The organism is Asanoa sp. NPDC049475 (genome assembly GCF_040676915.1).
Lineage (GTDB): Bacteria > Actinomycetota > Actinomycetes > Mycobacteriales > Micromonosporaceae > Asanoa.
The window spans coordinates 31,387-44,050 of sequence record NZ_JBFAPY010000014.1 but is presented as its reverse complement, the minus strand read 5'-3'; the positions used below and the strand labels follow the sequence as shown (position 1 = coordinate 44,050).

At 71.4% G+C, this 12,664-nt stretch carries 14 protein-coding genes and 2 tRNA genes; 5 read left to right on the top strand and 11 right to left on the bottom strand.

Annotated features, from left to right (window positions below; genetic code table 11):
- Window positions 1–73: 73 nt before the first annotated feature.
- The 3 genes from AB0J88_RS38105 to leuC form a co-directional block, all read right to left on the bottom strand.
- Window positions 74–667: an HU family DNA-binding protein gene (locus AB0J88_RS38105; protein WP_364358605.1), complete on the bottom strand. Its 594-nt coding sequence runs from the start codon at window positions 665–667 to the stop codon at window positions 74–76.
- A 184-nt stretch (window positions 668–851) separates the two neighbouring features.
- Window positions 852–1,439: a 3-isopropylmalate dehydratase small subunit gene (gene leuD / locus AB0J88_RS38100; protein WP_364358608.1), complete on the bottom strand. Its 588-nt coding sequence runs from the start codon at window positions 1,437–1,439 to the stop codon at window positions 852–854.
- A 29-nt stretch (window positions 1,440–1,468) separates the two neighbouring features.
- The gene (gene leuC / locus AB0J88_RS38095) at window positions 1,469–2,923 is read right to left on the bottom strand and encodes a 3-isopropylmalate dehydratase large subunit (RefSeq protein ID WP_364358611.1); all 1,455 of its coding nucleotides are present in this window, start codon (window positions 2,921–2,923) and stop codon (window positions 1,469–1,471) included.
- 49 nt (window positions 2,924–2,972) lie between these two features.
- On the opposite strand from leuC, the gene AB0J88_RS38090 reads away from it, so the two are divergent.
- Entirely contained in the window at window positions 2,973–3,659 is a 687-nt protein-coding gene (locus AB0J88_RS38090) for an IclR family transcriptional regulator (protein WP_089254997.1), read from the top strand.
- Between the two features lie 198 nt (window positions 3,660–3,857).
- On the opposite strand, the gene AB0J88_RS38085 is transcribed toward AB0J88_RS38090, so the two are convergent.
- From AB0J88_RS38085 to AB0J88_RS38075, 3 genes are all read right to left on the bottom strand, one after another.
- Window positions 3,858–3,930 (bottom strand) — tRNA-Glu (locus tag AB0J88_RS38085).
- Window positions 3,931–4,006: 76 nt separating this feature from the next.
- Window positions 4,007–4,078 (bottom strand) — tRNA-Gln (locus tag AB0J88_RS38080).
- Between the two features lie 77 nt (window positions 4,079–4,155).
- Window positions 4,156–4,959 (bottom strand): fumarylacetoacetate hydrolase family protein, encoded by an 804-nt coding sequence (locus AB0J88_RS38075; RefSeq protein WP_364358614.1) that lies wholly within the window; start codon window positions 4,957–4,959, stop codon window positions 4,156–4,158.
- Between the two features lie 84 nt (window positions 4,960–5,043).
- Here AB0J88_RS38075 and AB0J88_RS38070 point away from each other — a divergent pair, with 84 nt between their 5' ends.
- The 3 genes from AB0J88_RS38070 (at window position 5,044) to AB0J88_RS38060 (ending at window position 7,182) form a co-directional block, all read left to right on the top strand.
- Window positions 5,044–5,805: an SAM-dependent methyltransferase gene (locus AB0J88_RS38070; protein WP_364358617.1), complete on the top strand. Its 762-nt coding sequence runs from the start codon at window positions 5,044–5,046 to the stop codon at window positions 5,803–5,805.
- Between the two features lie 52 nt (window positions 5,806–5,857).
- The gene (locus AB0J88_RS38065; RefSeq protein ID WP_364358620.1) at window positions 5,858–6,268 is read left to right on the top strand and encodes a hypothetical protein; all 411 of its coding nucleotides are present in this window, start codon (window positions 5,858–5,860) and stop codon (window positions 6,266–6,268) included.
- Between the two features lie 62 nt (window positions 6,269–6,330).
- Window positions 6,331–7,182 (top strand): 3-methyladenine DNA glycosylase, encoded by an 852-nt coding sequence (locus AB0J88_RS38060; RefSeq protein WP_364358882.1) that lies wholly within the window; start codon window positions 6,331–6,333, stop codon window positions 7,180–7,182.
- Here the strand turns inward: AB0J88_RS38060 and AB0J88_RS38055 are convergent.
- On the bottom strand, window positions 7,179–7,802 hold the full coding sequence (locus AB0J88_RS38055; RefSeq protein WP_364358623.1) for a CGNR zinc finger domain-containing protein: 624 nt from the start codon (window positions 7,800–7,802) through the stop codon (window positions 7,179–7,181). The two genes, AB0J88_RS38060 and AB0J88_RS38055, sit on opposite strands and share 4 nt — an antisense overlap.
- Window positions 7,803–7,912: 110 nt before the next feature.
- On the opposite strand from AB0J88_RS38055, the gene AB0J88_RS38050 reads away from it, so the two are divergent.
- Complete coding sequence (locus AB0J88_RS38050) at window positions 7,913–8,680, top strand: dienelactone hydrolase family protein (protein ID WP_364358626.1); 768 nt, start codon at window positions 7,913–7,915, stop codon at window positions 8,678–8,680.
- Here the strand turns inward: AB0J88_RS38050 and AB0J88_RS38045 are convergent.
- Genes AB0J88_RS38045 through AB0J88_RS38030 form a run of 4 tightly spaced genes read right to left on the bottom strand, consistent with a single transcriptional unit; the run spans window position 8,677 to window position 12,629 of the window.
- A complete protein-coding gene (locus AB0J88_RS38045; RefSeq protein WP_364358629.1) occupies window positions 8,677–9,576 on the bottom strand; it encodes a trypsin-like peptidase domain-containing protein in 900 nt (299 codons plus the stop codon). The genes AB0J88_RS38050 and AB0J88_RS38045 overlap by 4 nt on opposite strands.
- A gap of 13 nt (window positions 9,577–9,589) precedes the next feature.
- Window positions 9,590–10,570, bottom strand: a complete 981-nt coding sequence (locus tag AB0J88_RS38040) for a VWA domain-containing protein (RefSeq protein ID WP_364358632.1) — start codon at window positions 10,568–10,570, stop codon at window positions 9,590–9,592.
- Entirely contained in the window at window positions 10,567–11,541 is a 975-nt protein-coding gene (locus tag AB0J88_RS38035; protein ID WP_364358634.1) for a DUF58 domain-containing protein, read from the bottom strand. Before AB0J88_RS38035 ends, AB0J88_RS38040 begins: the two co-directional genes overlap by 4 nt.
- On the bottom strand, window positions 11,538–12,629 hold the full coding sequence (locus AB0J88_RS38030; protein ID WP_364358637.1) for a MoxR family ATPase: 1,092 nt from the start codon (window positions 12,627–12,629) through the stop codon (window positions 11,538–11,540). Before AB0J88_RS38030 ends, AB0J88_RS38035 begins: the two co-directional genes overlap by 4 nt.
- Between the last annotated feature and the right edge of the window lie 35 nt (window positions 12,630–12,664).

Here is a 12,664-nt window from a genome sequence, read left to right as displayed (position 1 = left end):
TCCACAGCGGACCGGTGCGGACAGACCAAGGCGCCCACCGAGCTCCGGTGGGCGCCTTCGTCGTCTCGTCAGGTCAGCGGGCCTTCTTGGCCGGCGCCTTCCGGGCCGGGGCCTTCTTGGCCGCGGCGGTGGTGCGTGCCGTGGTGGTCTTCTTGGCAGCCGCGCTGCTGGTCTTCTTGGCGGTCGCCGCCTTGCGGGCGGTGGTGGTCTTCGCCGCGGTCGACTTGGCGGCCGTCTTGGCGGGAGCGGCCTTCTTCGTCGCGGTGGCGGTCTTCTTGGCAGCCGCCGCCTTCGTGGCGGTGGTGGCCTTGGCCGCAGTCGACTTGGCCGCGGTCGACTTGGCGGCGGTCGCCTTGGCGGTGGTCTTCTTGGCGGCAGCGGCCTTCGGCACGCGGCCGGCAGCGACCATCTCCTTGAAGCCCGCACCGGCGCGGAATGCCGGGACGGACGTCTTCTTGACCTTCACCGCTTCGCCGGTGCGCGGGTTACGGGCTGTTCGGGCACCGCGCACGCGCTTTTCGAAGACACCGAAACCGGTGATGGCCACCCGGTCTCCCTTGGTGACCGCCTGCTGGACCTCGGCGAGGACCGCGTCGAGCGCCGCCGTCGCCGTCTTCCGGTCCCCCAGGCGAGCGGCGAGCGCCTCGATGAGCTCGGCTTTGTTCACAACTTCCCTCCGATGTTTGCATGGCCTCAACGCGAGCCATTCTGCGCGCACCGTATGCCCATTGTCATCGGTACACAAACATCTCGCCGAAAAAAGGCGTTGTGTCGTAACGGATTCGCCCCCTCCGGTGGAGTCCGGAGGGGGCGAATTAGCGCCTGGGACCGGCCGTGTGGCCGACAAAGAGCTAGCCGATAGCCGGCAGGAACGCCGGTCGGTGCTGCTCATACTGCGTGATTTCCGCCTCATGACGCAAGGTCAGGCCGATGTCGTCAAGCCCTTCGAGTAGCCGCCAACGGCTGAAGTCGTCGAGCGGGAACGCCCAAACGTGGTCACCCGCACGGAGTTCCCGCTTCTCGAGGTCGACCGTCACCTGTGTGGTGGGTTCGGCCTCGACCAATGCCCACAGCTCTTCCACAGCCGGCAGTTCGAGCTCGACCGGCAGCAGACCCTCCTTGAGAGCGTTGCCACGGAAGATGTCGCCGAACCGGGGCGACACGACGGCGCGGAAACCGAAGTCGCGCAAGGCCCACACGGCGTGCTCACGCGATGACCCGGTGCCGAACTCGGGACCGGCGATCAGCACGGTGCCCCCGGCGAAGGACTCGTCGTTGAGCACGAACGACGGGTCCTCGCGCCAGGCGGAGAAAAGGCCGTCGGCGAAGCCGGTGCGCGTCACCCTCTTGAGGTACACCGCCGGGATGATCTGGTCGGTATCCACGTTGGACCGCCGCAGCGGGACCGCGGTGCCGGTGTGCACGGTGAACTTGTCCATCTTCTCTTCTCTTCCTGTTGTCGCCGACGTCACAGGTCCGCCGGCGACGCCAGCCGGCCGCGGACGGCGGTGGCGGCGGCGACTGGAGGCGAAACGAGGTGGGTGCGGCCGCCACGACCCTGGCGGCCCTCGAAGTTGCGGTTGGAGGTCGAGGCGCAGCGCTGGCCGGGCGAGAGCGTGTCGGGGTTCATGCCCAGACACATGGAGCAGCCGGCGAACCGCCACTCCGCACCCGCGTCGGAGAAGACCTTGTCGAGGCCCTCCATCTCGGCCGCCTCGCGGACCGCCGCGGAACCGGGCACGACGAGCATCCGCACGCCGTCGGCGACCCGGTGGCCGCGGATCACCTCGGCCGCGGCGCGCAGGTCCTCCAGCCGCCCGTTGGTGCACGAGCCGACGAAGACCACGTCGACGGTGAGGTCGCGCATCGGGGTGCCGGGCGTCAACGCCATGTATTCCAGTGCCCGGGTGGCCGCCGCCCGCTCGCCCTCGAGGGCGAAGTCCTCCGGCGCGGGCACGGAGGCGTCCAGCGGCACGCCCTGGCCGGGGTTGGTGCCCCACGTGACGAACGGGCTGATCCGCGTGGCGTCGAGGGTCACCTCGGTGTCGAACACCGCGCCCTCGTCGGTCGGCAGGCTGCGCCAGTAGTCCAGCGCGGCGTCCCAGGCGTCTCCCTGCGGCGCGTAGGGCCGGCCCTTGAGGTAGGCGTAGGTGGTCTCGTCCGGCGCGATCATGCCGGCCTTGGCGCCCCACTCGATCGACATGTTGGCGATCGTCATGCGCCCCTCCATGGAGAGGTCGCGGATCGCCTGGCCCCGGTACTCGACGATGTGGCCACGGCCGCCGCCGGTGCCGACCTGTGCGATCAGCGCCAACACAAGGTCTTTGGCGGTGACGCCGGGCGCGAGGTCGCCGACCACGTTGACGGCCATGGTCTTCGGGCGCGACTGCGGCAGCGTCTGGGTGGCGAGGACGTGCTCCACCTCGCTGGTGCCGATGCCGAAGGCCAGAGCGCCGAAAGCGCCGTGTGTGGCCGTGTGTGAGTCGCCGCACACGATGGTCAGACCGGGCTGGGTGACGCCGAGCTGCGGCCCGATGACGTGCACGATGCCCTGGTTGTCGTCGCCCAGGGGGTGCAACCGGATGCCGAACTCGGCGCAGTTGCGGCGCAACGTCTCGATCTGGGTGCGCGACGTCGGGTCCGCGATCGTCAGCGGGTCACCGCGCCTGAGGTTGAACGCCGGGTTGCTGTAACCCGTGGGCGTGTTGTGGTCTTCGGTGGCGAGGGTGAGATCCGTGCGCCGCACCGTGCGCCCGGCGGCGCGCAACCCGTCGAACGCCTGCGGGCTGGTCACCTCGTGCAGCAGGTGCAGGTCGATGAAGAGCAGATCCGGCTCACCCTCGGCGGATCGCACCACGTGAGCGTCCCAGACCTTCTCGGCCAGGGTCCTCGGCGACGTTGGCTTCGGAGTGACTCCCACCATCTGGACATCCTAAATTCTGGGAGGTATGTTTCGGCTTGTGGGACACAGTATGAGCGGTGTCGGCGTCCTCGACAAGGCGGTGGTGATCCTCGCGGCCTGTGTCGACGGCGCCAGCCTGGCCGAACTGGTGGAGCGGACCCGGTTGCCGAGGGCCACCGCACACCGTCTGGCGCAGGCGTTGGAGATCCATCGCATGCTCGTGCGCGACACGCAGGGCCGCTGGCGTCCCGGCCCACGCCTGGGCGAGCTGGCCAACGCGGCGCCTGACGTGCTGCTCACCGCCGCCGAGCCGCTGCTGTCCGCATTGCGGGACGCGACCGGCGAGAGCGCCCAGCTCTATCTGCGCCGCGCGGACGAGCGGATCTGTGTCGCCGCCGCGGAACGCGCCAGTGGCCTGCGCGACACGGTGCCGGTCGGTTCGGTGCTGCCGATGACGGCCGGCTCGGCCGCCCAGATCCTGCTCGCCTGGGAGCCGCCGGAGGCGGTCATGCCCCTGCTGCCCCGCTGCAAGTTTACCGGCCGCACGCTGGCCGAGGTCCGGCGTCGAGGCTGGGCCCAGAGCGTCGCCGAGCGCGAGCCGGGCGTGGCCAGCGTCTCAGCACCCATCCGCGACCGCACGGGCCGCGTGATCGCCTCGATCAGCGTCTCCGGCCCCATAGAGCGCCTGGGCCGCCGCCCCGGCGACCGTCACGCCATGGCCGTGGTCCGAGCGGGCCAACGCCTCTCCGGGCTCTAGACCGACGATGGTCGGCCGCCGTCGGCGGCCGACCCACAGTGGACAGATCGGCGACCAACCGCGGACCTGGCAAACGGAGCGAAGCGGAGTGATCACCGGCGGGAGCAACGGTCCGAGCCACTGCGGACCCGGGAAAGCCAGCTCTTGATCTGGCTCTTGGAAAAAGCAAAACCCCCCGATTGCTCGAGGGGTGCTCTGTAGCCCCGATGGGATTCGAACCCACGCTACCGCCTTGAGAGGGCGGCGTCCTAGGCCGCTAGACGACGGGGCCAGGACTTCCGATGTCGCTGTGGCGACGGAGCGGAACTCTACCAGAGTCCAGCGCCGGTGCCATGTCGGCATCGTTGCTGGGGTACCAGGACTCGAACCTAGACTAACTGAACCAGAATCAGTTGGGCTGCCAATTACCCCATACCCCATTGGCGCTCGGAAGCGCCGAGTGAGAACTTTACCGGAGGGGGTGGCGACGAACAAATCCGCCACCCCCGCTTCGATCTCAGTCGATGGCGGTGACCGGGTTGGTCAGCTCGCCGATGCCCTCGATCCGCACCGACACCGTCTCGCCGGCCAGGATCGGGCTGACGCCGGCGGGAGTGCCGGTCAGGATGATGTCACCCGGGCCGAGGGTCATCACGTGCGAGACGTACGACACGATCGTCGGGATGTCGAAGACCATGTCCCGGGTGTTGCCCAGCTGCCGCACCTCGAGCTCCTCGGGCGGACGGCCGACCTCGCACCGCACCTCCAGGTTGCTGACGTCGAGGTCCGTGACGATCCACGGGCCGATCGGGCAGAAGGTGTCGAATCCCTTGGCCCGGGTCCACTGCCCGTCGGTGCGCTGAAGGTCACGCGCGGTCACGTCGTTGGCGGCGGTGTAGCCGAAGATGGCCCGCTCGGCCCCGGCCCGGTCGACCCGGCGGGCGCCCTGGAGGCCGATCACGACGGCGAGCTCGGCCTCGTGCTCCACCTGCTTCGACTGGATCGGCAGCTCGATCGCGTCGCCAGGCCCGATCACCGACGACGGCGGCTTGAGGAAGAGTAGCGGTTCCTTGGGCACCTCGTTGCCCAGTTCGGAGGCGTGCTCGACGTAGTTGCGGCCCACCGCGATGATTTTGCGGGGCAGCATCGGCGGCAGCAGCCGCACGTCGGCCAGCGCCCAGCGCCGGTTGGTGAACTTGATGTCGCCGAACGGCAGGCCCTCGATCTCGGCCACGGTCAGCGCGTCGGGCCCCGCGCCGGTCTCACCCTCGACGACACCGAACGACTGCCCGTTGGAATGGGCGAACAAAGCGATACGCACATCCCAAACTTAGCCGTCGCACACGGTGTCCCCACTTCCGGCGGCTCCCTTGGCATGCTAAGTGCCGGGGACGGGGAGGTCCTGGTGCGTTACGAGCAACCCAATGTGGCCCGCATGTGGGACTACCACCTCGGTGGCGACCGGGCGGGCGCGGCCGACCGGCGGTTGGCCGACGCGGTCACGGCCGCCTGTCCCGAGGTGCCGCAGGCCGCCCGCGCCAGCAGGGCGTTCCTGGGGCGCGTGGTGCGCCACCTGGTCGACCTCGGTGTGCGGCAGTTCCTCGACCTCGGTGCCGGCCTGCCGACCGACCGCAACACCCACCAGATGGCCTGCGGCAGTCGCGTGGTCTACGTCGACATCGACCCGCTGGCCGTGCTGCACAACAGGATCGGCGTCGTCGGCAACCCCGACGTCACCGTCGTCCAGGCCGACGTGCGCGACCCGGAGCTCGTCCTGCGGCACCGCGACGTGCGCCACTACATCGACTTCGCACGCCCGGTCGCGGTGCTGGCCCTGGCCGTCTACCACCTGGTGCCCGACGTCGAGGCGCCGGCGGCCGGTGCGGCCGCGATCTACGACCATGTCGCGCCCGGCAGCTATCTCGCGATCAGCCACGCCAGCGCCGACCAGTCACCGCAGCGGGCGGCCCGGGTGACCGACCTCTACGCGGCCGCCGGGTTGACGCTGCGTCCCCGCAGCCGGGCCGAGATCACCAGGATCTTCGATCGCTTCGGGCTGGTCGGGCCGGGGCTGGTGGCGGCCGACCGATGGCACCCGGCCGCGCCGCCGGAGCCGGTCGTGCCGGCGGGATGGTACGGCGGGCTGGGCCGCAAAGCCGACCTATAGACCTTGCTCGGTTTACGCACCCGGGGGCATCCGGCCGAGCCAGGATCTGGGCATGACTGACAAAACTATGCGCTACACCGACCAGGAGCGCGACACCCTGCGCAACTCGGCGATGGGCGCGATGATGCTCGTCTCGAAGTCCGACCCGGGGATGATGGGCACGATCAAGGAGATGATCGCGGGCTCGAAGGCGCTCCGCGGCGCCTCCCCTGAGATGCAGGAAATCTTCAAGGGCGGCGGCGGCATGCCGAAGATGCCCAAGGGCTCGTCGGCCGACATGGAGAGCAACGTCATGTCGGGGCTGCAGCAGTCGATGCAGATCCTGTCGAAGTCGCCGCAGGACCAGCAGAACTTCCGTAACACCATCATGAACGCCTGTGACCAGGTCGCGAAGGCGCAGGGTGGCGTCAGCGACAACGAGATGACCATGATCAACAAGATCCGGTCCGCCCTGGGTGGCTGACCCGCGTTCGGGCCGACGGTGGCGCCGCGGGCACGGAGGGCGCGGCGCCACCGCTGGCTAGGCTGGGGCGCGTGACGGTTCTGGAGCGCCCCGCCTGGGTTGCCCGCCGGCTCGCGCACGAGGAGCGGGTCGACGGGTGGATCGGGCCGCACCTGAGCCGCCGCAAGGCCGGCCGGCGGCATCCGGTCGAGGACTTCCTGTTCACCTACTACTCCCACCGGCCCGCCCAGCTACGCCGCTGGCACCCCGGGGCCGGGGTGTTCCTGGCCGACGCCACAGTCGAGGACCTGGGTCGCGACTACGTCGCCCGGCCCGCCGGGGTGACCGTCGACTCCGCAGCCGTACGCGCGCGCCGGGCCGACTCGATCGCCTGGATCCGCACCCTGCTCACCCGCACCGCCGCCCGCCCCGCCCAGCTCGGCTGCTTCGGCATGCACGAGTGGGCGATGGTCTACCGCCAGACCCAGCAGGAGGTACGGCACGACGCCTGGCCGTTGCGCCTCTCCCCCGCCGAGACCGCGACCGTCGTCGAGGAGCGCGGGGTGCGCTGCAGCCACTTCGACGCGTTCCGGTTCTTCACCGCCCCGGCCCGGCCGCTCAACGTGCTGACGCCGACCCGGGAGCTGCAGCACGAGCTCGAGCAGCCCGGCTGCCTGCACGCCAACATGGACCTCTACAAGTGGGCCTACAAGCTCTCGCCGCTGGTGCCGAGCGAGCTCGTAGCCGACTGTTTCGCGCTGGCTCGCGACATCCGCACGCTGGACATGCGGGCCAGCCCGTACGACCTGGCCGACCTGGGCTACCCGCCGGTGCGGATCGAGACCCCGGCCGGCCGCGCCGAGTACGCCGCCGCCCAGCGCGCCTTCGCGGACCGCGCCGCGCCGCTGCGCAGCCGACTGGTGGACGCGATCTAAGCTCCCGCGCGCTGTTTGTGGTAGTGCCGGCGCGCTCTGGCCCGGTTGCCGCACATCCGACTGTCGCACCACTGTCTACTGTGGTTGCGGCTCTCGTCGACGAACAGCCAGCCGCAGGTCTCGCCCGGGCACTGCTTGAGCGGTGGGGCGTCCGGTGAGCCGAGCACGGCCACGGCGTCGGCGGCCGCCTCCCAGGACGGCACGTCGAGGCCCGTCCAGCCCGGCCGGTAGCCGCGACCCTCCCCGACTCCCACGCGGATCTGGCGCATGCCGGCCCGGAAGACCCGGTCCAGCACGGCGATGTCACTCCCGTCCGGCTCGGTGCCGGCCGCGACCGCGGAGAAGAGCCGGAACAGCGCCTCGCGCAGCGCCAGCGCCCGATCCAGGGCCGCCGAGGCACCGGCGGGGTCGGCGGCGGCACCGGCCTCCAGGTCGGTCAGCGCGGCGTCGTCGAGCCCGCCCGCGTCGCGCAGGTAGCCGGCCAGCGCGGGGTAGTCCGTGATGCGCTCGATCGGGTCGGCCGACCGCCGCCACAGCACGCTGTTGACCAGGGCCAGCGACAGCCTGCCGCCCAGGGCGTGGGCGATCGGGCGGGCGGGTCGCAGTTCGACGCTCAACACCCTAACGAGTCTAAGGGCCTTGACCCGTTAAGCCCGACAGCCATACCGTCTCTAACATGTATGTGACGTCAGACTTGTTAGGCGAAGGCTATCGACGTGGGCCGGTCCCGGTGACCGAGCATGGCGTGGAGGACCGCGGCGGCGTGCTGGTCCGTGACATCACCTACGCCGCGAGCGAGCGCGAGCCCGTGCGCGCCTACCTGGTCGAGCCGGCCCGCGGGGGCCACTATCCGGCCGTCCTTTACCTGCACTGGTTCGAGCCACCCAACCCGACCAGCAGCCGCCTGGAGTTCCTCGACGAGGCGGTCGCCAGGGCCCGCGACGGCGCCGTCGCGCTGCTCCCGGACCTGACCTTCCCCTGGTCCGTCGACCCGGTCGGCGACGGCCGCGACGTCGCCAACGTGGTGGCACAGACCGTCCGGCTGCGCCGCGGGCTCGACCTGCTCACCGCTGCACCGGACGTGGACCGGTCGCGGGTCGCGGTCGTCGGGCACGACTACGGCGGCATGTACGGGCTGCTGCTCGCCTCCGTCGACCGGGACCGGATCCACGCGGTGGTGGCGATGAACGCGGACGCCACCTTCGGCAACTGGTTCGCGACCTTCTTCCTGGGCCTCTCCGGCGACGCCACGATCCCCTACGAGGAGCTGTTCGAGCCGGTCGACCCGATCCGCTACGTGGCCGACCGGGGCGGCGTGCCGCTGCTTCTCCAGTACGCCGAGCCCGACTTCTTCGTGCCCGACTCGACCCGGCGCACGCTCGTGTCCCTGGCGCAGCGACCCAAGGACTACCGCCTCTACGCCGGCGCCGGGCACGAACTCGACGGGGCCGCCCGCGCCGACCGGGAGGCCTGGCTCGCAGCCCGGTTGAAGGTCTAGCCGCCGCCGGCGATGATGCGGTCGGCTGCCTGGGACGCCTGCTCGATCGGGATCGCGAACCCGATGCCGATCGACCCGCCGCCCTCCAGCGACGCGATCGCGGTGTTGACGCCGACGACCTCGCCACGCCCGTTGACCAACGGCCCGCCGGAGTTGCCGGGGTTGATCGACGCGTCGGTCTGGATGGCCGTCTGGCGCCGGCCCTTCGGCAGCTTCACCTCGCGGTCGAGCGCGCTGACGATGCCGGCGGTGACCGTCCCGGAGAGCCCGAGCGGCGACCCGACGGCGATGACGGGCTCACCCACCTGGGTGGTGCCGGTCTTGGCCAGCGGCAGTGGGCGCAGGCCCGTGCTCGGCGGCACCTTCAGCACCGCGATGTCGCGGTCCGGGTCCCGACCGACCAATGTGGCCGGTATCCGCCGCCCGGACGGCGTCTCCACGTACACCGCCTTGGGCTCTCCGGCGCCGAGCGTGTGGTCGTTGGTGACGATGTTCTGGTTGCCGTCGAGCGCGAACCCCGAACCGCCGGAGACGCTGCCGTCCGCGGCGCGCACCTCGACGGAGACGACCCCCTCGAGCGTGCTCTTGGCCGCGTTGATCATGTCGCCCGACAGTCCGCCGGCCATCGTGCTCGGCGTGGGCGACGGCTGCGCGCCGGGCCGGGTCTCGTGCCGCGCCACCAGTCCTCCGGCGAGCCCGCCGGAGGCGGCCGAGACCATCACCACCGCCGCTCCCACGAGGGCGGCGCGCCGCCAACCGGCCGTCGAGAAGGACCGCCTACGGCCGGGACCGCCGGGCGGGCCGGCGCCGCCGCCGATGAGGTCGAGGTCGGGCGAGACGTACTCGGGGCCACGCGGCTCACCGAGCCCGGTCGGACTCGTCGGTGTGGTCGTCATCGCCTGTCCCTTCTCACGGGATCCTGGAGAACCAGAACATCGACGCGAGCGCGGTCACCATGGCCAGGATGAGGGCGAGGCCGATGAAGCGCGCCGAGACGTCCGCGCGTTCGTTGACATAGCCGACCGACGTGCCGATGTCGGCGTACACCGCGCGCAGCTCCTCTTTGGAATCCGCCTCGTGGTAGCTGCCGTTGGTCTGCTCGGCCACCCCGCGCAGCGTGTCACCGTCGACCGGCACCGACATCGCGACCCCGCCGCGCCGGGCGATCTCGCCCGCGGTGGTGCCGAAGGAGATGGTGTCGACCGGGATGCCGGCGGTGTCGGCTTCGTTCGCCGCCTCGTCGGGGTCGCGCCCGGACGTGTTGGCGCCGTCGGAGAGCAGCACGATCCGGGCCGGCGGCGGGTCCTTGTCCGCCCGCGCGTCGATGCTCCGGATGGCGTCCAGCGAGGTGGTGATCGCCTCGCCGATCGCGGTGCCGCCCAGGCCGGCGGTGGTCTCGGAGAGCCGGTCCACGCCGGCCTTGAACACGTCGCGGTCGGGGCTCGGCGGCACCACCACGGTGGCGTTGCCGGCGAACGCGACCAGGCCGACGTTGAAGTGGCGGGGAAGCTGGTCCGCGAACTCCCTGGCTGCCTCCTTGGCCGCCCGCAGCCGGTCCGGCGGCACGTCCGTGGCGAGCATCGAGGCCGACACGTCGACCGCGATCATCACGGTGGCGCGCTCCTTCGGCACCCGCACCTCGTCGGTGGGCCGCGCGAAGCCGACCACCAGCAGCGCGAGCATGGCGATGAAGAGCGCGGCCGGCACGTGGCGGCGCCAGGCCGGACGGGACGGCGCGACCTTGTCGAGCAGGCGCAGGTTGGTGAACCGCACGGCGTACCGACTGCGCCGCCGTTGCATGTAGACGTAGCCGACCGCCACCGCCGCGACACCCAGCAGGAGCCAGAGCCGGCCCGGGCTGAGGAAGGCGACGTCCGGAACCCCGTTCACCCGGCACCTCCGGCGGGTCGCGGCCGGGCCGGGGCGGCGGCCGCTCGCCGGCGTTGGCTCAGCACGTGGTGGACGATGTCGGCCACCCAGTCGCGATCCGTCCGCAGTGGAAGGTGGCCGACGCCGATGCGGCGGAGCGCGGCCGAGACCTCCGCGCGTTGCTCCAGCGCCGCCGCGGCGTACCGCTCCCGGAGCTGGCGGTTGCCGGTCGAGACCTCCCGCCGCCGGCCGGTCTCCGGGTCGACGAACGTGATCAGGCCGACGTCGGGCAGTTCGAGCTCGCGTGGGTCGGTCACCTCGACGGCGAGCACCTGGTGCCGGGCGGCCAGCCGCTTGAGCGGGCGCTCCCAGGCGAACTGCCCGTCGGCCGCGTCGTCGAGGAAGTCCGACACCACCACGGCGAGTCCCCTGTGGATCGCCGCACGTTGCAGGCCTTCGATGGCGGTGGCGAGATCGGCGCCGTCGGCACCCTCCTCCTCGCGCTTCGCGCCCAGCAGGTCGTGCAGCAACGCCTGGAGGTGCACCCGCCCGGTACGCGCCGGGACTCGGCGGATCCCGTCGCGGCGCAGCACGTGCGCGCCGAGGCGGTTGCCGGCACCGGCGGTGAGGAAGCCGACCGCCGCGACCGCGGCCACCGCCAGCTCGCGCTTCTCGACCTCGGCGGTGCCGAAGTCCATGCTGGCCGAGCCGTCGACCAGCACCCAGGTGATCAGCTCCCGGTCCGCGTCGACCTCGCGTACGTGCGGCACGTTGGTGCGGGCGGTGACCGCCCAGTCCATCCAGCGCACCTCGTCCTCACCCGGCCGGTACTCGCGCGAGCCGGCGAACTCGGATCCGGGGCCGGGCAGCAGGCCGAGGTACTGGCCCTGGAGCATGCCGTCGAGGCGCCGAGTGACCATCAGCTCGAGCCGGCGCAGCCGCTCCTCCGGTGCGAGCTGCCGCACGGTCGTCTCGGCCGCGCCGCGGGTCATGCCGCCGCCAGTCCCCGAAGCTCCGCGTCGGTCTCCGGCGCCAGATGGGGCGGCGGGACCACCTCGACGAGCTTTTCCACCACCGACTCCGCCGTCACCCCGTCGGCGATCGCGTCGAAGGAGAGGACGAGCCGGTGCGCGATCACCTCGGCGGCGAGCTCGCGGACGTCGTCCGGCACCACGTAGTCACGGCCGCGCAGCAGGGCCAGGCCCCGGGCGGCGGCGACCAGACCGAGCGTCGCCCGCGGGCTCGCGCCGTACGCCAGGTGCTTGGCCACCTCGATCAGGCCGAACCGGGCCGGGTCGCGGGTGGCCAGCACGAGGCGGACGACGTACTCGGCGATGGCGTGATGCACGAAGACCTTGCGGTTGAGGTCCTGGAGCTCGCGCAGCCGGGCCGGGTCGAGCACCCGCCTCGGCTGTGGCCGCTCCCCGCTCATCCGGTAGAGGATGCTCAGCTCCTCCTGGTCGGTCGGGTAGCCGACGACCACCCGCATCAGGAACCGGTCCCGCTGGGCCTCGGGGAGGTGGTAGACGCCCTCGGACTCGATCGGGTTCTGGGTCGCGAGGACCAGGAACGGCTCCGGCACCGGGTACGAACGGCCGCCGATCGACACCTGCCGCTCGGCCATCGCCTCCAACAGAGCCGACTGCACCTTCGCCGGCGCCCGGTTGATCTCGTCGGCCAGCAACAGGTTCGCCATCACCGGCCCGAGCTCCACGTCGAACGACTCCGTCGACGACCGGTAGATCCGCGTACCCACGATGTCCGACGGCACCAGGTCTGGCGTGAACTGCACCCGCGAGAACGTCCCCCCGACCGTCTCGGCCAGGGTCTGCGCGGCCAGCGTCTTGGCCACGCCCGGCACACCCTCCAGCAGGCAGTGACCGTCGGCCAACAGCGCGACGACCAGGCGCTCGACCAGCCGGTCCTGCCCCACGATCACCCGCTTGACCTCGAAGAGCACTTCCTCCAGGACCGCGCTGGTCTGCCGCGCGGCGGCGGGGTCGGAGCCGGCCGCGTACGCCTCGTCGGGCGTCTCCTCCGCGAAGTCGAACTCGGACGGCGGCGGCAAGCTGGGCGTCATGTGTCGAGACTCCCGGTTGGACACGCGATTGGGAG